The sequence below is a fragment of the Paraburkholderia sp. RCC_158 genome, from assembly GCF_041355255.1.
Lineage (GTDB): Bacteria > Pseudomonadota > Gammaproteobacteria > Burkholderiales > Burkholderiaceae > Paraburkholderia > Paraburkholderia graminis.
On sequence record NZ_JBFUPM010000005.1, the window covers coordinates 191,847 to 214,462 of the forward strand.

Annotated in this window: 23 protein-coding genes; 4 read left to right on the plus strand and 19 right to left on the minus strand. The window is 61.8% G+C overall.

Translation table 11 applies throughout. The features are described 5' to 3' along the window. Position 1: 1 nt before the first annotated feature. The gene (locus tag AB6809_RS12435; protein ID WP_371026751.1) at positions 2-742 is read left to right on the plus strand and encodes a permease; all 741 of its coding nucleotides are present in this window, start codon (positions 2-4) and stop codon (positions 740-742) included. 70 nt (positions 743-812) lie between these two features. Here AB6809_RS12435 and rhaS read toward each other — a convergent pair whose 3' ends face one another. The 6 genes from rhaS to rhaM all read right to left on the minus strand — a co-directional run bounded on the left by rhaS (position 813) and on the right by rhaM (position 6,796). Beyond that, entirely contained in the window at positions 813-1,820 is a 1,008-nt protein-coding gene (gene rhaS / locus AB6809_RS12440; RefSeq protein ID WP_371026752.1) for a rhamnose ABC transporter substrate-binding protein, read from the minus strand. Between the two features lie 65 nt (positions 1,821-1,885). Beyond that, positions 1,886-2,902 (minus strand): ABC transporter permease, encoded by a 1,017-nt coding sequence (locus AB6809_RS12445; RefSeq protein ID WP_006046691.1) that lies wholly within the window; start codon positions 2,900-2,902, stop codon positions 1,886-1,888. Further along, positions 2,895-3,959: an ABC transporter permease gene (locus AB6809_RS12450; RefSeq protein ID WP_371026753.1), complete on the minus strand. Its 1,065-nt coding sequence runs from the start codon at positions 3,957-3,959 to the stop codon at positions 2,895-2,897. The genes AB6809_RS12445 and AB6809_RS12450 overlap by 8 nt, the downstream gene beginning before the upstream one ends. Further along, the gene (locus AB6809_RS12455; protein ID WP_006046689.1) at positions 3,956-5,485 is read right to left on the minus strand and encodes a sugar ABC transporter ATP-binding protein; all 1,530 of its coding nucleotides are present in this window, start codon (positions 5,483-5,485) and stop codon (positions 3,956-3,958) included. The genes AB6809_RS12450 and AB6809_RS12455 overlap by 4 nt, the downstream gene beginning before the upstream one ends. Positions 5,486-5,541: 56 nt before the next feature. Then, complete coding sequence (locus AB6809_RS12460; RefSeq protein ID WP_107707458.1) at positions 5,542-6,435, minus strand: amidohydrolase; 894 nt, start codon at positions 6,433-6,435, stop codon at positions 5,542-5,544. Positions 6,436-6,472: 37 nt separating this feature from the next. After that, entirely contained in the window at positions 6,473-6,796 is a 324-nt protein-coding gene (rhaM, locus tag AB6809_RS12465; RefSeq protein WP_114157115.1) for an L-rhamnose mutarotase, read from the minus strand. Between the two features lie 157 nt (positions 6,797-6,953). Between rhaM and AB6809_RS12470 the strand changes: the two genes are divergently transcribed. Next, entirely contained in the window at positions 6,954-7,949 is a 996-nt protein-coding gene (locus AB6809_RS12470) for a LysR family transcriptional regulator (RefSeq protein ID WP_371026754.1), read from the plus strand. 15 nt (positions 7,950-7,964) lie between these two features. On the opposite strand, the gene AB6809_RS12475 is transcribed toward AB6809_RS12470, so the two are convergent. The 7 genes from AB6809_RS12475 to AB6809_RS12505 all read right to left on the minus strand — a co-directional run bounded on the left by AB6809_RS12475 (position 7,965) and on the right by AB6809_RS12505 (position 15,215). Further along, the gene (locus AB6809_RS12475) at positions 7,965-8,747 is read right to left on the minus strand and encodes an SDR family NAD(P)-dependent oxidoreductase (RefSeq protein WP_006046685.1); all 783 of its coding nucleotides are present in this window, start codon (positions 8,745-8,747) and stop codon (positions 7,965-7,967) included. Between the two features lie 42 nt (positions 8,748-8,789). Then, positions 8,790-9,968 carry an L-rhamnonate dehydratase gene (gene rhmD, locus AB6809_RS12480; RefSeq protein ID WP_006046684.1) on the minus strand — a complete coding sequence of 393 codons (1,179 nt, stop codon included), beginning with the start codon at positions 9,966-9,968 and terminating at the stop codon, positions 8,790-8,792. Between the two features lie 48 nt (positions 9,969-10,016). Next, positions 10,017-11,345: an MFS transporter gene (locus AB6809_RS12485; RefSeq protein WP_053859280.1), complete on the minus strand. Its 1,329-nt coding sequence runs from the start codon at positions 11,343-11,345 to the stop codon at positions 10,017-10,019. Positions 11,346-11,433: 88 nt separating this feature from the next. Beyond that, positions 11,434-12,186 (minus strand): SDR family NAD(P)-dependent oxidoreductase, encoded by a 753-nt coding sequence (locus AB6809_RS12490; RefSeq protein ID WP_371026755.1) that lies wholly within the window; start codon positions 12,184-12,186, stop codon positions 11,434-11,436. 175 nt (positions 12,187-12,361) lie between these two features. Next, positions 12,362-12,706, minus strand: a complete 345-nt coding sequence (locus AB6809_RS12495; protein ID WP_006046681.1) for a hypothetical protein — start codon at positions 12,704-12,706, stop codon at positions 12,362-12,364. Between the two features lie 146 nt (positions 12,707-12,852). Next, the gene (locus tag AB6809_RS12500; RefSeq protein WP_371026756.1) at positions 12,853-14,112 is read right to left on the minus strand and encodes an MFS transporter; all 1,260 of its coding nucleotides are present in this window, start codon (positions 14,110-14,112) and stop codon (positions 12,853-12,855) included. A gap of 200 nt (positions 14,113-14,312) precedes the next feature. Continuing rightward, a complete protein-coding gene (locus AB6809_RS12505) occupies positions 14,313-15,215 on the minus strand; it encodes a LysR family transcriptional regulator (protein WP_029965881.1) in 903 nt (300 codons plus the stop codon). 114 nt (positions 15,216-15,329) lie between these two features. On the opposite strand from AB6809_RS12505, the gene AB6809_RS12510 reads away from it, so the two are divergent. Both AB6809_RS12510 and AB6809_RS12515 read left to right on the plus strand, forming a co-directional pair. Then, entirely contained in the window at positions 15,330-15,755 is a 426-nt protein-coding gene (locus tag AB6809_RS12510; RefSeq protein WP_371026757.1) for a cupin domain-containing protein, read from the plus strand. Positions 15,756-15,843: 88 nt separating this feature from the next. Next, the gene (locus AB6809_RS12515; protein WP_371026758.1) at positions 15,844-16,545 is read left to right on the plus strand and encodes a carboxymuconolactone decarboxylase family protein; all 702 of its coding nucleotides are present in this window, start codon (positions 15,844-15,846) and stop codon (positions 16,543-16,545) included. A gap of 24 nt (positions 16,546-16,569) precedes the next feature. Here AB6809_RS12515 and AB6809_RS12520 read toward each other — a convergent pair whose 3' ends face one another. The 6 genes from AB6809_RS12520 to AB6809_RS12545 are packed head-to-tail and all read right to left on the minus strand — an operon-like array spanning position 16,570 to position 22,600. After that, complete coding sequence (locus AB6809_RS12520) at positions 16,570-17,154, minus strand: cation transporter (RefSeq protein ID WP_371026759.1); 585 nt, start codon at positions 17,152-17,154, stop codon at positions 16,570-16,572. Between the two features lie 28 nt (positions 17,155-17,182). Next, positions 17,183-18,229: a LacI family DNA-binding transcriptional regulator gene (locus AB6809_RS12525; protein WP_029965886.1), complete on the minus strand. Its 1,047-nt coding sequence runs from the start codon at positions 18,227-18,229 to the stop codon at positions 17,183-17,185. A gap of 47 nt (positions 18,230-18,276) precedes the next feature. Continuing rightward, on the minus strand, positions 18,277-19,482 hold the full coding sequence (locus AB6809_RS12530) for an ABC transporter ATP-binding protein (protein WP_371026760.1): 1,206 nt from the start codon (positions 19,480-19,482) through the stop codon (positions 18,277-18,279). A gap of 4 nt (positions 19,483-19,486) precedes the next feature. Continuing rightward, a complete protein-coding gene (locus tag AB6809_RS12535; RefSeq protein WP_029965888.1) occupies positions 19,487-20,404 on the minus strand; it encodes a carbohydrate ABC transporter permease in 918 nt (305 codons plus the stop codon). Next, positions 20,404-21,354, minus strand: a complete 951-nt coding sequence (locus AB6809_RS12540) for a carbohydrate ABC transporter permease (protein WP_371026761.1) — start codon at positions 21,352-21,354, stop codon at positions 20,404-20,406. Before AB6809_RS12540 ends, AB6809_RS12535 begins: the two co-directional genes overlap by 1 nt. A gap of 7 nt (positions 21,355-21,361) precedes the next feature. Continuing rightward, on the minus strand, positions 21,362-22,600 hold the full coding sequence (locus tag AB6809_RS12545) for an ABC transporter substrate-binding protein (RefSeq protein WP_006046671.1): 1,239 nt from the start codon (positions 22,598-22,600) through the stop codon (positions 21,362-21,364). Positions 22,601-22,616: the final 16 nt, after the last annotated feature.

Below are 22,616 nucleotides of genomic sequence, written 5' to 3' on the forward strand. Positions count from 1 at the left end.
GATGCAGATAGTTACTGCTCTCGGTCACGCGCTATGGATGGCTTTCACCATGCTGTGGCAAATCTTCTGGGGCCTCAGTCTCGGCTTTCTTTTCTCTGCCGTGATTGAAGTCATCGTCTCGAAGTCCGAGATGTCGAAGCTCTTGCCCAATTCATCGGCCAAAACGCTGACCGTCTCCGCGCTGTTAGGCGCCGCGTCGTCCTCGTGTTCTTATGCGGCAGTCGCGATGGCCCGCTCTATTGTGCGCAAGGGCGGCGACTTTACCGCCGCAATGGCGTTCCAGTTCGCCGCAACCAATCTGGTGCTTGAACTCGGCGTTTTGATGTGGGTGCTCATTTCGTGGCAATTCGCCGCGGCTGAGTTTATCGGCGGCCCGATCATGATTGTCGTTATGGTGCTCTTCTTCCGTTTCTTTCTTAAAGACTCGCTCAAGCGCGACGCGATCGAACAGGCGGACAAAGGTATTGCCGGCAGCATGGAAGGCCATGCGGCGATGTCGATGAGCGAACAGCAAGGCACCTGGAAAGAACGCCTGTCGTCCAGAGAGGGATGGATAGCGATCAGTCACAGCTATGCGATGAACTGGGCGATGTTGTGGCGCGACATCGGCGTTGGCTTACTCATTTTGACGGTGATCTTTTTTAAAACCGGCGGGCCAGAGATGATGCGCATGATGGAGGGCGGTGAGCACCATCATGCGGACCATTACGGCCATCAGCACCATCACGGTCGCTCGGAATGACCTTCAGAGAGCGCCCAGCGGGGCGTTCTCTGCTCTGATTCACGAATCTATCGCGTCGTGCTCGACCGCTCTAGAAATTGAAGTTGTCGATATTGCCGGCATCGAATGTAGTCGGCGGTCCGAGAATGATCTCGCCTTGCGGGCCGATGGTGCGCTTGCCGAGTTTGCCCGCATCGAAAGACTCGCCCTCCTTGCCGCTGATCGTGCCCGACGCGAGCGCCGCGGCCGCATAGCCGGCGAGGTAACCCAACTGGTTCGGGTCCCACAACTGGAATGCCTTCACCGTGCCGTTCTTCACGAACGCGCGCATCTGGTTCGGCGTGCCGAGCCCTGTCACCGCCACCTTGCCCTTGCTTGACGACGACGAGATATAACGCGCCGCCGCAGCGATGCCCACCGTGGTCGGCGCAACGATCGCCTTCAGGTTCGGATACGCCTGCAACAAACCCTGCGTTTCGACGAACGACTTCTGGTCGTCGTCGTTGCCGTACGCGATCTTGACGAGCTTGATCTTCGAGTACTCCGGCTTCTTCAGTTCCTCCTGCATCCACTTGATCCACGTATTCTGATTGGTCGCATTCGGCGTGGCCGACAGCACCGCGAATTCGCCCTCGCCGCCGATCAGCTTCGATACCAGTTGAATCTGGCCTCGGCCGATGCCTTCCGCGTTCGCCTGATTGACGAACAATTGACGACCTTCAGGCACCGTGTCCGAATCGAAAGTGACGACCTTGATGCCTTGCGACATCGCCTTCTTCAGATACGGGACGACCGCGTTTGCGTCGTTGGCGGCGATCACAATCGCGTCCTGACGCTGCGTGATCAGCGTATTGATGTACTGCACCTGCGACGACGCGCCCGCATCCGACGGACCCACCACCTTGCCCACGCCGCCGAACTCCTTGATCGCGGCGAGGCCGCCGTCGTCGGCGATCACTTCATACGGGTTGTTGATCTGCTTCGGCAGGAACGCTATTTTCAGGCCGCTTTTCAGGCCCGCGGCGGGCGCCGCGCAACTGATCGCGAGCAACGCGATGCACAGCGCGGCCGCGCCGGTGTGACGAAGAGGTTTGAACATGAAGTGTCTCCTGCTTGTTGTTGGACGTGGTGATGTCCGGGTTTGGTGGTCAAGCAATGGTCACGTTATGGCGAAGAAACCGACTTCGCGATGAACCGCCGGTCGCGTGCCGCGCGCCAGCGTGCAACCAGATTCGGTATCAGCACCGACGCAAGCAGCAGCACGCCGGTGACGATGGTGAGCGTCTCGCTGGACACGTCGTCGAGCGTCAACGCGTTTTTCAGCACGCCGATAATCAGCAGCGACAGCAGCACGCCGATCATCGAGCCGCGTCCGCCGAAAATGCTCACGCCGCCGAACAGCACGGCGGCAATCACCGACAACTCGAAGCCTTCGCCGTTATCGCCGCGCGCGCTCGTGAAGCGCAGCGTGTAGACCACGCCGGCCAGCGCGCTCATCAAACCCGACAGCACGAACAGACGCAGCCTGATCTTCGCGACCTCGATGCCGGAGAACGCGGCCGCGGTCGGATTCGCGCCTATCGCATAGAGGCTGCGGCCAAACGCGGTAGCCTGCAGCAGCACCGTAAACAGCACGGCGCCGACGATCACGATCGCAAACGGCAACGGGATGAAAGTCGCGCCGAGCGTGTCCATGCCGAACGCGGTGTAAGCAGGCGGAAAATCGGCGACGGCCTGATCGCCGAGCAGCACATACGCGAGCCCGCGAAACAGCGCGAGCGTGCCGATCGTGACCGCGAGCGACGGCAGGTTCAGCTTCACGATCACGAGGCCATTGAGCAGCCCGGCGACCGCACCCGCGACCAGCACGAGCGCGATCACGACCGGCATCGGCAAGCCCATGTGCCACAGCACGCCCATCAATGCGCTCGATGCACCGAGCACCGAAGCCACCGACAGATCGATTTCAGCGGCGACGATAATCAGCGTCATCGGCAGCGCCATCAACGCGATCTCGGTGAGATCGGCCAGCACGTTGCTCAGATTTGCGCCGGTCAGGAACACGGGCGACAGCATGCGTCCCAGTGCAAGCGACAGTATCAGCACGATCACCAGCAGCGCTTCCCATTGCAGCGGCGTTTCGCGTTTGCGCGTGAGCAGCGCGGAATCGGGTTTAGCCATGATCGCGTTTCCTCATCATGCGTTTGGCGACGGAGCGCGCCAGCAACGTATCGGCGGTGATCGCGGCGACGATCAGCGCGCCTTCGATCGCCTGCTCCCAGAACGGCGAAACGTGCAGCACGACAAGCGCAATGCTGATCACGCCGAGCACGAGCGCGCCCAACGTTGCACCGAGTATCGTGCCGACGCCGCCTGTAATGGCCACGCTGCCGACCACGGCCGCCGCCACCACTTGCAGTTCGATGCCCTTCGCGGTGCTCGCATCGACGGTGCCGAAGCGCGCGAGCCACAATGCGCCCGCAAAGCCGGCAATCGCGCCGGACAGCAGAAAGCCCGCCATCACGCGCCGCTCGACATTCACACCGGCAAGACGCGCCGCTTCAGGATTCGAGCCGATCGCATAGTGCTCGCGTCCGCCGCGAAACTGCTTGAGGTAGATCGCGAGCGCGAGCAGCACGACGGCGGCGATCAGCGCGAGCGTCGGTATGCCAAAGAAAGTGCCTGTGGCAAGGCGCGAATACGCTTCGGGCAAGCTCGTTGCGTTGATCTGCCCGCCATGCACCCACGCGTAATCGGCGCCGCGAAAAATGTAAAGCGTCGAGAGCGTCGCAACGAGCGACGGCACGCGGCCCACCGCCACGAGCAACGCGTTAATGCCGCCCGCGACGAGACCAATCGCGAGTCCCGCCACGAGCGCGACGATTACCGGCATCTGCGGAAACGCAACGTAGAGGCTGCCCACTGCATACGCGCTGATGCCGACCGTCGAGCCCACCGACAGGTCGATATGACGCATCAGGATCACCACGGTCATGCCCGCGGTCAACAGGCTGATGATCGACACGTTGAGCAGCACGTCACGCAGATTCTGCAAGTTCAGGAACTGCGGCCTCGCGAGCGCGGTGCCCACGATCAGCAGAATCAGCACGACGAAGAGCGTCGTCTCGCGGCTCTTCGCGAGGCTCGCGACGAAGCCGCCTGGCGTACTCGCGGAGCGCTTCGAAGATGGCGGCGGCGTCTGCACCGGCGCGGCATGAGTCGATGAGTGGCGCATCATGCGGCCCGTCCCAGCGGTGGAATGGGTTGTCCGAGTGCCGCCGCCATGATGCGTTCCTCGTCGGCCTCGGCGCGCGCGATCTCCGCGCTGATGCGTCCTTCGTGCATCACCAGCACGCGGTCGGCCATGCCGAGTACTTCAGGCAATTCGCTCGAAATCATCAGCACCGCCATGCCGTCCTGCACGAGTTCGGCAAGCGCGCCATATACCTCGGCTTTTGCGCCGACGTCGATACCGCGCGTGGGTTCGTCGATGATCAGCACTTTCGGGCCCGTTGCCAGCCACTTGCCGAGCACCACCTTCTGCTGATTGCCGCCCGATAACGTGCCCACTGGCGCATGCGGATCGCCTGCTTTCAGACGCAGCCGCGTGCCCCACTTGTTCGCAAGCTGCGTCTCGCTGCGCGTCGTGATGAGACCGTGTCTGACGAGCCGGCCGAGCACCGTCATCGACGCATTGCGCGTGATGCTCAGCTCCAGCGCGAGCCCTTGCTGGCGTCTGTCTTCGGGCACGAGCGCGAGTCCCGCGCGCACCGCGGCGGCTGCGTTGCCTGCGGCAAGGCGCTTGCCGCCGACCAGGATTTCGCCGGCATCCAGCGGATCGATACCGAAGATCGCGCGCGCGACTTCGCTGCGCCCGGCACCGACGAGACCCGCGAGCGCGACGATCTCGCCCGCGCGGACATCGAACGAAATGTCCTTGAAAACGCCGACGCGCGTGAGACCGCGAACCGACAGACGCACTTCGCCGGGCGGCCGCTCCGCTTTCGGATAGAACGTTTCCAGATCGCGGCCGACCATTTTTGCCACGATAGCGTCGGTGTTCAGATCGGCGGTGAGGCCGTCGAACACCTTCGCGCCGTCGCGCATGATGGTGACGCGCTGCGTCAGCGCGAACACCTCGTCGAGCCGGTGCGTGATGAAAAGAATCGCCACGTCCCGCTCGCGCAGCTTGCGCACGATTGCAAAGAGCCGTTCGACTTCGGGCAGCGACAACGCGGCGGTCGGTTCGTCCATGATCAGCACGTTCGCGTTCAGCGACAACGCCTTGGCAATTTCAATCACCTGCTGATCCGCAATCGACAAACCGCGCACCAGTTGATCGGCACGCAGATCGACGCCGAGCGACGCGAGCAGGCCGTCCACTTCGCGGCGCATCGCGTCGTACTGAATGCGGCCGATGCGGTCCACGGGCTGCCGTCCCATGAAGATGTTTTCCGCAATCGACAGGTCGAAGAACAGCGTCGGCTCCTGGTAGATCACGGCGAGTCCGGCATCGCGCGCTTCGGCGGGCGTCGCAAAGCGGCGCGGCGTGCCGTCGACGAGCATCTCGCCGCTATCGGGCTGATGCACGCCTGCGAGAATCTTCACGAGCGTCGACTTGCCCGCGCCGTTCTCGCCGAGCAGCGCATGCACTTCGCCGGGCCACAGCACGAGATCGCCGTCGGACAGTGCGCGCACGCGCCCGAACGATTTGCTCGCATGCCGCAATTCGAGCCTCGGCTGAGCGGTTGAGGGTTGCTGCACTGCGTGTCTCCTTCGTTTGCGTTTATCGGGCGCTTTTGTTTTTTTGCCGCGGTTTTTCAGATCCGATAGAAGCGCTCCGCGTTGCCGCAAAAGAGCGCCTCTTTCTCCGCGACACTCGCGCCTTCCACAATCGCGGCATACGCATGCCACAAATCCGTATACGACCCGAACAAACGGTCGACGGGGAAGTTCGACGCGAACATCGCGCGCTCGGCACCGAACGCGTCGATTGTCTCGAGCACATAGGGCCGCAGGCTTTCCACGGTCCATTGATGGTCGAACATCGCGAGTCCGCTGATCTTCACGTACACGTTGCTGCAACCGGCGAGCATGCGCAGGCCGTCGCGCCACGCGCGATAACCGGCGACGCTGCTTCGGTCCACGAACATGCCCGCATGATTGACGGCGAACAGCGTGTCCGAATGCGCGCGCGCCAGAGCGGCGGCCTCTTCCATTTGCGACGGATACAACTGCAAATCGAACGACATGCCGTGACGGCGCAGCAACGCAAAGTTCTCGCGCCACTGCGGCTCGCGCATGTAATGGCGGCCGACGTAATCGAACAATCTGTTCTCGTGCACATTGAGAATCTGCCGCACGCCGCGCGTATTCGCAAACGACGCATGCGCTTCGAGCACCGCGGGCGCATTCGGCGAAGCGAGATCGACGGCGGCGACGATCGCATTCGGCATGCCGCGCGATTCGGCTCGATCGGCGATGCCTTGCAGCCAGCGCGTTTCCTCGACCGGATCGGCGGGATCGTGATTCGCTTCAACGTGTACGAGTTTTTTCACGTCGATGTCGCCCGCTTCTGCAAGCAGGTTATCGAGCAGATAGTCGTGCTTCAGAGCGCGCGCGTCGCCGACGAACGACACGCCCGGATTTTCCAGCCAAGGGTAACGGTGCGTCTTCAGATCCCACAGGTGGATATGCGAATCGACAACCTGCATGCGATGCCTCCGTCTTTATAGCGTGGCAAGCAATCAATTAGCTGAGCGAACTCAGACGAAACACCTGTTCGAGCGGCTGCTGAAGCGGCGTGTGGTCCGCGGCGGTATGCATGATGTCGGCCATGTAATCCCACCATTTGCGCATGACTTCGAGTTCGGGAAGCGCGTCCATCGTGTGATGCGTGGTGCGCGTGAGCACCGCGAAAAGATGATCGGTGCCGGGATCGAAGAAGATGCGGTACTCGTGCACGCCTGCGTTGTGCAATGCGTCAACCAGTTCCGGCCAGATCTGTGCGTGCCGGCGCTCGTATTCCTCGCGCATGCCGGGGTTGAGCACCATCCGGAAAGCGATTGTCTCCATTGCGGCTGTCTCTTCGTTGTCTATTCGTTGTCGTTCGTTGTCTCGGCGTTATGCGCTTTCGCGGCGAAGCGCCTGCAAAGACTATAATTCGAGCGTCGATAGCATCTCAATCCGTTGTTGGGATTGGGCGATCCACAATCCGAATCGCACCGGGACCATGAGCCAACTCTCAGCAACCGTCGCACTCGTCAATCGGCTCAAGTTCAAGCACCTCGCGCTGCTCGTCGCGCTCGACGACGCGCGCAATCTCCATCAGGCCGCCGAAGCCGTCAACGTCGCGCAGCCGAGCGCGAGCCGCATGCTCGGCGACATCGAGGAAGCGTTCGGCTTTCTGCTGTTCGAGCGCAATGCGCGCGGCATGACGCCCACGCCGCTCGGCGTCGTCACGCTGGCCTACGCGCGGCGCGCGCTCGCCGAACTCACGCGTTTCGCCGAAGACCTCGAAGTCAAGCGCCGCGGCGGACACGGCCAGTTGACGGTCGGCGCGATCATGGGCGCCGCGCCCGATCTGATGGCGATGGCGGTGGCCGCACTCAAAACCGAAAGCCCCTTGCTCAACGTGCGCATACTCGGCGAAACCAGCGACCAGGTCGTGCAGTTGCTGCATCGCCGCGAAGTCGATCTCGCGCTTGGACGGCTGACGAGTCCCTTGCAACACAACGATTTCAGTTTCGAGCCGCTCGCGCGCGAAACCTTGATGCTCGTGGTGCGCTCCGTACATCCGCTCGCGAGCCGCGCGCGCATCACGTTGCGCGAACTCATCGACTGGCCGTGGGTTGCGCAGCCTGTCAGCAGCCCGGCGCGCGTGCTGTTCGAGGAAGAACTCGCGCGTGCGGGGCTCGCGACGCCGGTCAATCTCACCGAATGCGCGTCGATCTTCGCGACGCTGCAATTGCTCGAGAACTACGATGCGGTCGCGATGCTGCCGGAGTCGGTCGTGCGCGATCACCTGCGCGGCAAACTGCTGGTCGCATTGCCGCTCGAAATCGGCAAGAGCCTTGCGGGTTTCGGCATTCTCACGCGCAAGGAAGAACCGCTCGCCGAGCCGGCGCTGCGCTTCATCGAACTGCTGCGCAATTTCTCGCGGCGCCTCACACGCGATGGCGGCACCACGTCCACGCTGGCCGCGAATGCTTCCGCACCGGTTAGCTGAAATCGGCATCGCGCGTCATTGCAGATTGACGAACAGCCCGCCGTCGACGAGCAACGCCGCGCCCGTCACATAGCGCGCACGGTCGGACGCGAGAAACACCACGCAGTCCGCCACATCGTCGGGACGGCCCAGGCGCCCGAGCGGAATGCGCTTTTCGAAGTAGGCTTTCTTCGCTTCGTCGGCGAGGTCGTCCGCGTTGAGGTCCGTCGCGATCGTGCCTGGCATCACCGAGTTGCAGCGGATGCCATACGGTCCCAATGCAACCGCACACGACTGCATCAGCGAGTGAACGCCGGCCTTGGTCGGCGTGTAATGCGTCTGCATGCCGCCGCCGACGAGCGCGCTGATCGAACTGGTCGCGACAATCGCGCCGCCCGTGCCCTGCGCTTTCATTTGCTGCGCCGCGGCTTGCGTGACGTAGAACGCGCCGTTCAGATTCACCGCGACGGTGGACTCGAGTACTTCCGCCGGCATGTCGAGAAACGCATGGAACGGGCAGATGCCGGCGTTACTCGCGAGCACGTCCACCTTGCCGAATGCCTGCACGGTTTCGCGCACCAGTTGCTGCCCTGTCTCGCGCGCGGCGACATTGCCTTCAATAGCGATCACGCGCCGCCCGAGCGCCTCGATTTCCTCGACCACTTCGGCGACGGCCGAGCGGCGTCCGTACGACGCGTCGTTATCGCCCCAGTAGTTGATCGCGACGTCCGCGCCTTCCGTTGCGCACGCAACGGCTATCGCGCGCCCGATGCCGCGCGAACCGCCGGTGACGATCACGACCTTGTCCTTGAGCAGCACGTCATTCTCCTTCGCTGATTGAATCGAAAGAAGTGCAGCGCATTAGCGCGGATAAGGCCGCACCAGCGCGCATTCCGGATTGAGCCGCACGCCGAAGCCCGGCGTGTCGGGCACTTTCATGCGTCCATTGACGGGCACCGGTTCGTCGAGCAGAAGCGGCGTGAACATCGGCACGACTTCGTCGGCTTTGGGCGCCATCATCAGAAACTCGGAGAACGGCGAGTTATGACGCGTGACGACGAAATGATAGCTATACACCGACGAACCATGCGGCACCACCATCACGTTATGCGCATCCGCAAGCGCCGAGATCTTGATGAGCTCGGTAATGCCGCCGCACCAGCCCACGTCCGGTTGAATCAGATCGCAGCATTGCATCTCGAGCAGCATGCGAAAGCCCCAACGCGTCGCTTCGTGTTCTCCCGTCGACACCATCATGCCGCGCGGCACGTTGCGCCGCAGTTCGGCGTAACCCCAGTAGTCGTCGGGCGAAAGGCACTCTTCTATCCATTTCAGTCCGTACTCGTGCGCAGCATGTGCGAGCCGCGTCGCATATGGCACGTCCAGACTCATCCAGCAGTCGTACATCAGCCAGAAGTCGTCGCCGACGCGGCTGCGCATGTCGGCAAGTTTCTCGAGATTGAGCTTGAGTCCCGCTTCGCCTTCGGCGGGACCGTGCTGCAACGGCAGCTTTCCGCCGATAAAGCCCATTTCTTTCGCGAGGTCGGGACGCGCGCCGGTTGCATAGAACACCAGTTCGTCGCGCACCGGACCGCCCAATAGCTGATACACCGGCTCCTTGCGCACTTTCGCGAGCAGATCCCACAGCGCGAGATCGACGCCGGAAATCGTATTGAGCACCACGCCTTTGCGCCCGTAATAAAGCGTGGCGTAGTACATCTGATCCCACATCTTCTCGATGTCGGTGACGAGCTGGCCTTCAAGAAAACGCGCCAGATGTTTTTCGACGATGAATGCGCCGATTTCGCCGCCCGTCGTCACCGCGAAGCCGACTGTGCCGTCGCTCGCTTCTATTTCGACGACCAGCGTGCCGAGTACATTGATGCCGAACGACTGACGGCTCTGACGGTACTCGGGATAACGCGCCATCGGCGTCGAGATGTGATCGTCGATCCAGTGTCCGCCGGGTTGGTCGTGATAGTCCGCTCCGCCGCCGCGGACGATGAAGGCACGCACGTGCCGGATTGTGGGCATGGCCATGAGAGAGAGGCTCCGTGATGGGCGTCGAAGGTGTCGCCGGAAATGCGCCTAGCGGGCGCGATGCAGCAGATCGTGAAATGAATCGGCAGGCTGCGCGCCGTCGCGGCGCAACAGCGTGCCGATCAGCAGCGCGGCGAGCAGACTGGACGCGCCGAGCACGACCAGTCCCGCCGATGTCGAGGAAAACGCGCGCTCGGCCGCGGTGCGCAAGCTCGGCGCAATGAAACCGCCGAGGCTGCCGAGCGAGTTGATCAGCGCGATGCCGCCCGCGGCGGCCGCACCGGTCAGGAGGCGCGTCGGGAATGTCCAGAACAGCGGCTGGGCGGCAATGAAACCGCTTGCCGCGCAGCACAGCGCAATGAGCCCGATGACCGGGTTATGCGCGAGCCCCGATAGGCCGATGCCGAGACCCGCCATGACGAGCAACGCGGAAGCCCAGCGACGATGCCCGCCCGTCCGATCCGCGCGGCGCGGCACATACCAGGTGACGGCGAGCGCACACAACCACGGCAATGCCGCGACGAGTCCGACGTGAAAACCCACGGTCGTTCCAAGCAAAGCGGCGACCTGTTGCGGCAAATAAAAGATCACGCCATAGACGCTCATCTGAATCAGCAGATAGATGAGCGACAGGAGCAACACGCGGCGATCCACCAGCGCGGCGAGAATGCGATGCGGTCCATGTGCCGAGGCTGCGCGCGCGTCTTCATCGAGCGCCGCGCGCAAGCTCGTGCGTTCGTGCGAATCGAGCCAGCGTGCGTCGTCGGGACGATTGTCGAGATACCAGAAAGCCCATATGCCGACGAGCGTGGCGAGCAAGCCTTCGACGAGAAAAAGCCACTGCCAGCCCGCGAGGCCGAACGCGCCATGCAGTTCGAGCAGCGAGCCCGACAACGGACCACCGAAAATAAACGCCAACGGCGCGCCGAAATAGAACATGCCGACGGCGCGGGCGCGCGCACGCTGTGGGAACCAGTGTGCGAGGTAATAAATGACGCCGGGAAAGAAGCCTGCTTCGGCGACGCCTAATAGAAAGCGCAGCGTGTAGAACATCGTCGCGGTATGCGCCATGCACATCGCCGCCGAGACGAGTCCCCACGTCACCATGATGCGGCACATCCATGCTCGCGCGCCGACGCGATGCAGCAGCAAATTGCTTGGCACCTCGAACAATGCATAGCCGACAAAGAAAACGCCCGCGCCGAACGCAAAGGCCGCGTTCGAGAGCCCGGTGTCGTGCTGCAGCGCCTTCTGTGCGAAGCCGATGTTCGCGCGGTCGAGAAATGCCAGCACGTACATCAATAGCAGGAATGGCAGCAGCCGGCGCATGACCTTGCCGGTGATCGCCTCCAGCGAAGCGCTCGCTTGCGGGTCCATGTCATCTCCTTCGCGCAGCTCGCGTTCGCGGCCTCGCGGTTCTTGTGTGATGTGACGCGTGCGCCTTGAGCGGCGCCGCGTTGGACGCTCAGTAAGTCGCGCGTCCGCCCGACAGATCGAATACCGAGCCGGTGCTGAATGCGCAGTCTTCGGAGGCGAGCCAGAGAATCAGCGACGCCGCTTCTTCGGGGAGAAGAAAGCGGTTCATCGGAATCTTTGAAAGCATATAGTCGATGTGCTGCTGCGACATTGAATCGAAGATCTCGGTCTTTGCGGCTGCGGGCGTCACGGCATTAACGAGAATGTTCTTCGTCGCGAGTTCCTTGCCGAGCGATTTTGTGAGGCCGATGAGCCCCGCCTTCGACGCGCTGTAGTGCGACGCGTTCGGGTTGCCCTCCTTGCCCGCAACCGACGCGATATTGACGATCCGCCCATAGCCTTGCTTGAGCATCTGCGGAACGACGGCGCGGCAGGTGAGATACGGGCCGATCAGATTGACGTCGATGACGCGCCGCCACATCTCCGGCTCCAGTTCCCATGTCGTGCCGTTGCCGCCGGTAATACCCGCCGAATTAATCAGCACGTCGATCGCGCCGTGATCGAGAACGGTCTGCGCAACCGCATGCTGGACGGCCGCTTCCTGGGTAAGTTCGACGGTGACCGCGGTCACCTTGCCGAGTGCGTTGAGTTCGCGCTGACTGCGGGCGAGCCGCTCGCCGTCGATGTCCCATAGCGCGACCGATGCACCCGAGTTCAGCGCGCGTTGCGCCACCGCATAGCCGATGCCGCGCGCGCCGCCCGTGATGGCGACAACGCGTCCTTCCAGATCGATTCGGTTCATTCGCGTCTCCAGCGTCCGTGTTTTCGTAGTGGGCTTTACGCCAATATACGGGCGCCGTGATGCGGCAACAATCCGAGAAATGGAAAGGTCGATAACAAAACTGGATCGGTGGGAGGGCCGTGCGGACGCGCGGCACGATTGGCGAAGTCCGCAGGAAGAGACAGTATGAATCCGGTCAGATCGCTTCCTGGCACAGCGCCATCATGCGCTGAACCATCGTGCTCGCTTCGTTCAGTTCCATTTCGCTCGTAAAGAGCGCCTGTACATTCGACAGGCGCACGGCCACGCCCGCGTCGATGAGATCCTGGCTTGCGATTTTCAAGGCGAGTTGCCCGATGCGCACACGCTCGAGCCAATGCATGGTCGTTCTATTTTTTGCGAGCCACTGGCGGCAGCACTGAACGACGTGATCCACGCGCCACTCGGCGCTAAGCGCATACGATGCCGCCGCGATCGCCACGAGAAAGCACAGCAACTCCGCACGCGTCGCCGGAGTGTGTGTCGAGTCGACTTTTTTCATCCGCGTGATTTTTCCACCTGTCCTGTTCAACTGTGAGCACTTCGACTCGCACTTGCCGGCCGTATCCGGCCGTATAAATAGTCAGCTTAGTGAATTGAGGGCGCGCGCGTCGAAATCAACACCCGCGCCTTCTGAATGACCAAAAGCTACACGCGGCAGTTGCATTCGGTGCACGCCACCGCTTCAGGCGCAGGCTTGCTCTCGCCGCTTCTACCGAAGCTCGCGAGCGCCGCCAGTCCGAGCAACGCGAGGCCGCTGCCGAACAGAAAGTCCGTCGCAATGCCCACGTGATCGACCACGATTCCGCCGACGAGCGAACCCACCGCAATCGCCACCTGAATGATGCTCACGAAGAGCGCGGAGCCGGCTTCCGGAGAATCGGGCGTCGCGCGCTGAATCCAGATGCTGAAGCACAGCGGCAGCGCGCCGAACGCCACGCCCCACGCGAGTACGAGCGCAATGACGCCGGGCGGCGAATGCTGTAATACGGGCAGCAGAACAAGCGCGAACAGCAGCAGTGAGATCATCGCGCCGAGCGAGATTTTCAGACTGCGCGTAACCGTCGACGAAACAGCGAAGTTCGAAAAGAAGCCGATGATGCCAAAGCCGAGCAGGAGCCAGGTAATGGTCGGCATCGTCAGGTTCGCATTGCGCAGCAGGAACGGCGTGATGTACGTGTACGACGAGAAGTGCGCGCCGAACACGAGGCCCACCATCATCATGCTGCGGCGCGGATGCGGCCTGCGCAGCAGCGAAACGAGATCGTGCAAACGCAATGCGGCGTTCGAGGGCAGCGACGGCACGAACAGGAACTGCGCAATCAGCGCACTCGCGACGAGCCCGCCCGTTGCCATGAACGACGCGCGCCACGACGCGAAACTCGCGATGAACGTGCCGAGCGGCACGCCGATCACCGTTGCACACGTGACGCCGGTGAGGATTGTCGCCATCGCGCGCGCCGAGTCTTTCGGCAGCACGAGACGCCCGGACGCGGCAGTGGCGAGCGTCCAGAAGCCGCCGAGCGCGGCGCCGAGCAACGCGCGACCCGCCAGCATCACACCGAAATTCGGCGCGAACGCCGAAATCAGATTGGATGCCAGCAATAAAGCCGTGAGTAACAGGAAGACGCGCCGCCGATCCATGCGGCCCGCGACCAGCATCAGGCCAGGCGCCGAAATCGCGGCGATCACGCCGGGCACCGTGACCATCAAACCGGCCGTGCCAGGCGACACGCCGAGATCGGCGGCGACGCGCGGCAAGAGTCCGACCGGCAAAAATTCCGTCGTCACGAAGGCAAAGGCGCCGATTGCAACGGCCACAACGGCGAGCCATGAACGCAAGGGCGACGACGCTCCGTCGTCGTCGGGCGCGACCTCGCTCGCCGGCAAATTATCTTCTCTCAACATGGGTGACGCATGCTCCATCGTGATTCGTTGAAATCAAGGAAACCTCGCGAACAAAGGGGTTTTTTCATTGCCTCGCTGTCCGGTATCCTTCAGCGCAATTGAGCAAGATACAGCAGTTTGGCGGACTTCGTTTGGACACGAACGCTCTCGCGGCAAGCGTCGCGAGTGAGACAAACACGCCGCGCGATTGAGCACTGTTCTTATCGCGTTCGCCCCGTAAAGCCGGCCTTCAGTGCATCGACGACGAGTTCAACCGCCCTCGACGACTTATGACGGCTCGGATAATAAACATGGTGGCCGACAAATGTCGGAAACCAGTCTTCGAGAACCCAGGCCAGACGCCCGGCCTCGACATGCGGCTCCACCAGTTTCTTCGGCACGTACGCAAGCCCGAAGCCGGCGAGCGCGGCCTCGACCATCTGATAGACGTTATTGAAAGTCAGTTGTCCCTCTACGCGAACCTGTAGCTCGCGCCGCCCCTTACTTAACTCCCAGGCCAGCAACGAGTTCATGGTCGGCAGCCGCAGATTGATGCAGTTGTGCCGAGTCAGATCCTGCGGTGTTTTCGCCACGATTCTCGATGCGAGATATTGCGGCGATCCGACTATCGACATCGTCATATCGGGCGCAATGCGCATCGCGATCATGTCTTTGGCGACCTGGTCGCCGAGGCGCACGCCAATGTCGTACCCGTCCGCGACCAGATCGGAAAGACCATAGTCGTACACGAGCTCGATTTTGATCTCCGGGTATTGGTGCAATAGCGTTTGTACTCGCGGCCAGACGTATTCGTTTGCCGCGTAGTCCGTCGTAGTGATCCGAACGCTTCCGGCGGGCCGGTCCGTCATTGCACGCAGCGATTCAAGCTCTGCCTCGATGTCCCTAAGGCGCGGTCCGATTGACGAAAGCAGCCGCTCGCCCGCCTCTGTCGGCGCGACACTGCGCGTCGTGCGAGTGAGCAACGGCACGCCCATTCGCGCTTCGAGCGCGCGCACCATGCGACTCAGAGCCGATTGCGACATGCCTAGCTGCGCGGCCGCACGCGTGAAGTTCCGCTCATGCGCGACTCGCATGAACGCGGCCAGTTCGTTGAAGTCTTCCATTTCGATTCATGCACCATTGCATAAGACCATGCCAAGTTTGCCACCTAGTCGCATGAATGGCGAGACGTTACATTGATGTAATGCACCGACCCACCTCGACGGAGAAGCAGCACGATGGAATTGAAGCGCGCGGGCTCGCAGCCCTCTATTAAAGGCCCTGACGAATGGTTCACCGGCACTGTCCGCATCGATCCTTTGAATGCTCCGCCGCCGCCCGCACGCGTGTCGTGCGCCAGCGTCACGTTCGAGCCGGGCGCGCGGACCGCGTGGCACACGCACCCGCTTGGCCAGACGCTGCTCGTGACGGCCGGTTGCGGCTGGACGCAATGCGAGGGCGAGCCGCGTGTGGAGATTCGTGCCGGCGATGTGATCTGGTGCCCGCCCGGCCACAAGCACTGGCATGGAGCGACATCGACTACCGCGATGACTCACATCGCAATTCAGGAAGCGCTCGACGGCAAGAGCGTCAATTGGCTCGAGAAGGTGACGGACGAGCAGTACCTCCAATCGGTCGGCGATGAGCAACACCGCCAGCCATAACCTCGTTCTCCGCCGGCCAGCGTTAATCGCGGCACTGAGCGCGTCGCTCTTCGTCTGCGCCTGCGCATCTATTAAAGGGAGTGGAAGTATGGAACAAGCACCGTCCGTTGCGGACTTGAAATCGGTATCGCCGGCTTTCGCGCGATACACCGCGAACACTGTGTTCGACGGTCTATGGAAGCGGCCGCTGCTCTCGCCGCGCGACCGCAGCATCGTCACGCTTTCGGTAATGATCTCGCGCGGGCAGACCGCCGACATGCCGTTTTACTTCGGGCTTGCGCTAGACAATGGCGTTAAACCAGCCGAGATCTCGGAGATGATCGCGCATCTGGCGTTCTATTCCGGGTGGGGCAATGCAACCGCTGCATCGAGCGTGGCGAAGTGCATCTTCGACGAAAGAGGCATTGGACCTGATCAGATTCCTGACGCCGACGTGACGTTACTGCCTTTAAACGAAAGCTCGGAACAGCAGCGCGCGCGGATGGTCGAGGAGAACTTCGGCGAAGTGGCGCCCGGCGTCGTTCAATACACGACCGATGCACTGTTCCGCGATTTGTGGCTGCGTCCGGGACTCGCGCCGCGAGACCGGAGTCTCGTGACAGTGAGCGCACTGGTTGCAAACGGTCAGGTCGCGCAGATTCCGTATCACCTGAACCGCGCGATGGACAATGGGCTCACAAAGGAAGAAGCGTCCGAGGCATTGACCCAATTGGCCTTCTACGCGGGATGGCCGAATGTATTCTCGGCAATGCCTATGTTCAAGGATGTGTTCGCAAAGCGTGCGGTGTGACGGATCAATTGCGGCGCTGCCCGCTCATGTCTGCGCAGACCGATGCTCATCCCTCGCAGCGAGCCAAACTTCCTTCGCGGCGTCCGCATTGACAATGGCGATTCCGAGTCCAACCAGAAGGTCGGGCCAGCCAGAACGCCAGAACAACGTGACCAGTCCGGCGAGAATGATCGCGATATTCGCGAATGCGTCATTGCGGGCCGACAGGAATGCCGCGCGAGTAAGGCTGCCCGAATGGTGCCGGAATCTGGCGAGTACAACCGCACACGCGAGGTTGACCGCTAAAGCTCCGAGTCCGGTGCCCGACAGCAGCCAAGGCTCCGGCGGTGTCGGCGCATTGAACTTCTGCCATGCGGTCCAGAGCAGCGCCAACGCAGGGACTAATAGAATTGCCGCGAGCACCATGCCGGCACGCGCTCTATTGCGCACGGACCATCCGAGAGCGGCGAAAACTAAAAAGTTGAGCGCGGCGTCTTCGAGAAAATCGATGCTGTCGGCGAAAAGCGAAACCGATTCAATTTTCCGGGCAACAAAGAACTCGACAAAAAAATACGCAGCGTTTGCCAGAGCGACGCCGGCCACGACCCGACGCAGTAGCGGCTGCGTCATTGCAGATGATGCCTTCGGCTGCATCGCATCATGCCTGCGTCGATTCACCGATGGGAACAGCCTCTACTCCACGCGCCGGCCCCACCGACTCGCGCATCGTCACGCTGACCGGAAACTCGCGGAATATCTCCCACGTGGTTCGATAGCACTGGTTGATGAGCCAGCGCACCGCGTTCTGCGTCAGTTCGGCAGTCGGAATATGCACCGATGTGAGGCCGGGCGCGGCATAGGCAGCGGAGTAATCGTCGTCGTAACCGATCACCGACAATTCGTGCGGCACTGAAACGCCCGCCTGATGAAAACGCGCGAGCGCGCTGACAGCCATCGTGTCGTTTGCGCAGAAGAGACCCGTAAAACGCTGCTTCGAATCAAGCAGTTTTTGCGCGGCCGCATAACCGCCTTCCGGCGAGAAGTCCGATTCGATCAACGTCACGTCGCCGCGCGCAATGCCCGCGCGCGCGAGTTCGGCGAAGAAACCTTCGAGCCGCGTCATGTTGTCCGACGCGGTAAAAGGCCCTGAAATCACGGCGATTTCGCGATGCCCGTGGTCCAGCAGTGTGCGCGCAGCCAGCTCGCCGCCATGCCGATGATCCGCGCAAAACGACGCTTCTGGAAACTGATCGAACGCGCGATTCAGAAAAACCATTTTCGGGTGCATCCGATGCAGCATGATGAGATCTTCGTCATGCAGATCGTGGCTGATTACCACGACGCCATCGCAGTCGCGGCCAATCAGAAAACGCACGGCCTCGATGGCCTGCTCGCGCGGCGACACTTCGCCGCAGCCGGTTGCCACGACCACATGACGTCGCACGGCGCGCAGTTCAGTGTCGGTCTGCTTGAGGATCGTGCCGTAATACGAGCCGAAGAACGTCGGCACGAAAATGCCGATCATGCCGAGCGACTGCGTCGCCATTGCGCGGCCAATGGACGATGGGCGGAAATTGAGCTGCTCGATTGCCGCCCGCACGCGCGCGGCCGCGTCGCCGGAAACCGGCCCTTTGCCGGAAATAACGCGCGATGCGGTCGACATGCCGACACCGGCCAGCGCCGCGACATCTTTCAGTGTTGCCACACGGTTCTCCGTCACCCAGGCGGGTTTCATCCCTACTCTGACCGGCGCTATAAACGCGCGCCGCCCGCTGCGTCGAAGAGCGAGACGTGTGTGCTGTCTAGCGAGAACGATACGGTGTCGCCCGGCATCAACGGCGCTTTGCTCTGATCGATCGACGCGATCTGCGCTCCATGATAGTCGAGCCAGACCACGCGGTGGTTGCCCATCGGCTCGACAAGCGAAACTTTCGCGCGCTCGCCGGCCTGCTCGCCGCTCTGCGTTGTGTGAATGCGCACGTCTTCCGCGCGAACACCGAGCACGCATGACTGAGGCTGCGCTTGCGCATCGCTACGCGGATTCGTGAACGCATACTTCGACACATCGAGCCGCCAGTGCGCAGTGCAAAAATGCAGCGCCCCGTCGCGCTGCTCGAGCGTACCGTCGACGAGATTCATCGCCGGTGTGCCGAGAAACGTTGCAACGAACAGGTTGGCGGGCCGCGCATAGACTTCGGCGGGCGTGCCGAACTGCTGGATCGCGCCGCCGCGCATCACGGCCATGCGCGTGGCGAGCGTCATCGCCTCGACCTGATCGTGCGTCACGTAAATCATCGTTGCGCCGAGCCGCTGATGCAATTGCTTGAGTTCGCGGCGCAATTCGGTGCGCAGTTTCGCGTCGAGATTCGACAATGGCTCGTCGAATAGAAACACGTCCGCTTCACGCACGATCGCGCGGCCAATCGCGACTCGCTGCCGTTGTCCGCCCGATAATTGCGCCGGCTTGCGCTTGAGCAGCGGTCCGAGTTGCAGCATCTCGGAAGCGCGCGCCACGCGCCGCGCGATCTGCGCCTTCGGCGTGCCGTTGATACGCAACGCAAACGACAGATTGCGCTCGACGCTCATCGTCGGATACAACGCGTACGACTGGAATACGAGCGCAATGCGGCGATCTTTTGGATCGGCCCACGTCATGTCCTCGCCGGCAATTTCAATGCTGCCCTCGCTCACGTCGATCAGCCCTGCGATGCTGTGAAGCAGCGTCGATTTACCGCAGCCCGAAGGCCCGAGCAGCACGACGAATTCGCCCGCCTGAACGTCGAGATCGAGGTTTTCGATCACGGTATTCGCGCCGAGCCGGATAGTCAGGTTGCGCACCGCGACGTTTGCGGCGTGCGCGACGTCCGCCGCACTCGCCACGCCCGGCGCCTCGCTGTTGCGCGGCACGCTTCCCAGCGGACTGGTCAGCGCATTTGTCTCTTTCGCCACGTATGTCATCGCCCTATCCTTTGACCGCACCGGACGCAATGCCGCGCACGAACCAGCGGCCGGAGATGAAGTACACCGCGAGCGGCACCAGCGAAGTCAGAATGGTCGCCGCCATGTTGACGTTATAAAGCCGCTCGCCGGTCGTCGTATTGATGATGTTGTTCAGTTGCACCGTCATCGGCAAGTTTTTAGTGCCGGCAAACACGAGGCCGAGAATGAAGTCGTTCCAGATACCCGTCACCTGCATGATGATCGCCACGACAATGATCGGCGTCGACATAGGCAGCATCAACTGGATAAAGATACGCCAGAAACCGCCGCCGTCGATGCGCGCGGCCTTGAACAGTTCTTGCGGAATCGACGCGTAGTAGTTGCGAAACAGCAGCGTCATGACCGGCATGCCGAAGATCGTATGAATCACGACGATGCCCGGCAACGAACTGAACAGATGCACGCTCGCCAGCACGCGCACAAGCGGATACACCATCACCTGAACCGGGATAAAGGCGCCCATCAGCAATACGCCGAACAGCACGCCGGCACCGCGCGGCCGCCAGAAAGACAATGCATAGCCGTTCACCGCGCCGATCGCGATAGAGAACACCGTGCTCGGCACGACGATACGCACGGAGTTCCAGAAGCCGACCTGGATACCGTTGCAATCGAGTCCGGTGCATGCGGACTGCCACGCGGCGCTCCATGCTTGCAGCGTGAAATGCGTGGGAAAAGCGAGCAGATTGCCGAGGCGGATTTCGCTCATCGGTTTAACCGACGTCACGAGCATCACATAAAGCGGCAGTAGAAAGAACAGCGCGGCGGTGAGCAGAAATGCGTACACGCCGACGCGCGCCGGCGTGAGCGCCGCGCGGCGCCGGTGCTTCAGCATGGGTCGCGGCATGCCGCTCTTCAGTGCAGAGCCGGGCGTGTTCATCACACCTCCTTGCGTAATGCCGCACGGCTGCGCGCATAGAAGAACGGCGCGAGAATCGCGAGCACGGTCGCGAGTAAAACGATCGACGCCGCCGACGCGAGACCGATATTCGCGCGGCCGAACAGATAGTCCATGATGAACTTCGCCGGTACTTCGCTCGCGGTGCCGGGGCCGCCTTGCGTCATCGCGACGACGGCGTCGTAGAGCTTCACGACCATCACGAAGAGCAGCACGAAGGCGGTCGAGATCGACGGCCCGAGCATGGGTACGACGATGCTTGCATAGACCCGCCAGCGCGGAATGCCGTCGATACGCGCGGCTTTCCACAACTCGTCGTCGATGCCGCGCAGGCCCGCGAGCAGCAAAGCCATCACGAGTCCGGAAGCCTGCCACACGGTGGCAATGACGATCGTATAGATCGCCCAGTCCTGGTCGACGATCCAGTCGAAGCGCGCATGCACGAAACCCAGCTTGTGCAACACAGCCTGCGCGCCGAGTTGCGGATTCAGAATCCATTGCCAGACGAGACCTGTCGCAACGAACGACATCGCGTAAGGATATAAAAACACCGTGCGCAATGCGCCTTCCGCGACCACGCGTTGATCGATAAAGATCGCGAGCAGCAAGCCGATCACCATGCACGCGACAATAAAGCACGCGCCGTAAATCACGATGTTTTGCAGCGACAACAACCAGCGGCCGTTGTTGAAAAGCCTCGCGTATTGCGTGAGGCCCGCGAAGTCGCCGGATGGAAACGTGCGCGAGTTGCTGAGCGAAACCCGCGCGGTCCAGATCATCGTGCCGAGATAGGCGAACACGACGGTCAGCGCCATCGGCAGCAATGCAAGCCATGCTGCCAACGAAAAGCGCCTTTTTAGCGGCTTTTTCGCGGGGTTTTTACGCAACTCGGAACCCGAGCGCGACGACGCATGCAGCTTGAGCGCGTGCATGTCGAGCCTAGCTCTTGAGCGCGCTTGCGAACGCCTTTTGCGCGTCGTCGACCGACTGGTTTTTATTCCAGAAGTTAGTGACGACGTCGATCAGCGCGCCTTGCATATCCGGCGACAACAGCATTTCCGGATTCGGCAACTGGCGCGACTTGTCCTTCATGATCGCAATGCCCTCCTTCGCGCAGATGTCGAGCGTGCCCGCGTCCACGTCGGGGCGAATCGGAATCGAGCCTTTCCTTGCGCTGAATGCGACTTGCGCGGACGGCGAGGTCATCACCGTGGCGAGAAGATTTTGCGCTTTCACGGTGGCGGCGTTATCGCTCTTCGGAAATACGAATACGTCGCCGGCGACGAGATACGGCGAATGCGGACCGAAGCCGGGGAAACAGCCGAATTCCTTACCCGCGCTCTGCTTCGCCGCGGAGAACTCGCCCTTCGCCCAATCGCCCATGATCTGCACACCGGCCTTGCCGGAAATGACCAGTGCCGTCGCATCGTTCCAGTTGCGGCCGGGCGAACCGGGGTCGACGAAATCGTGCAGGCGCTTGAATGCAACCAGTACTTTTTTAAACGCGTCGGACTTCACCGCATTGGCGTCGTGATCGCGATACACCTTCAGGTAGAGGTCGGGACCGCCTACATCGGCGAGCACGGCGTCGAATGTGATCTTTTCCTGCCAGGGCTGGCCGCCGAACGCGAGTGGAATGATGCCTGCGGCTTTGAGCTTGCCGAGATCGGCGATGAACTCGTCATAGTTTTGCGGCTCGGCGGTAATGCCGGCTTTCTGGAATGCGGGCTTCGAGTAGAAGAACCACGCCGGCATATGAATGTCGACCGGCGCCGCATAGTAATGGCCTTTTACTTTGATGCTGTCGAGTATCGATTGCGGGAATACGCCGTTCCAGTTTTCTTTTGCGGCGACGTCGTCGACATTGTTGAGCAGTCCCTGATCGATCAGATCATGAAACTGCTTCGACGTATTGAACTGCGCGGCCGTGGGTGGATCGCCGCCGACAATGCGGTTGATCGCCGTGGAGCGCGCCTGGTCCGCGCCCGCGACCGCGTTATCGACCCACTGGCCGCCGGCTTTGTTATACGCATCGGCGAACTGGCGAATCGCGGCTGACTCGCCGCCCGAGGTCCACCAGTGAATCACATTCGCCTTCAAAGGCTCGGCGTGCGCGACGATGCCATACAACGCGAGTGCTGCAACCATCGCCCGCAAGACCGTTTTTCTGCTGTTCATTCCGTCTCCTCCAAAG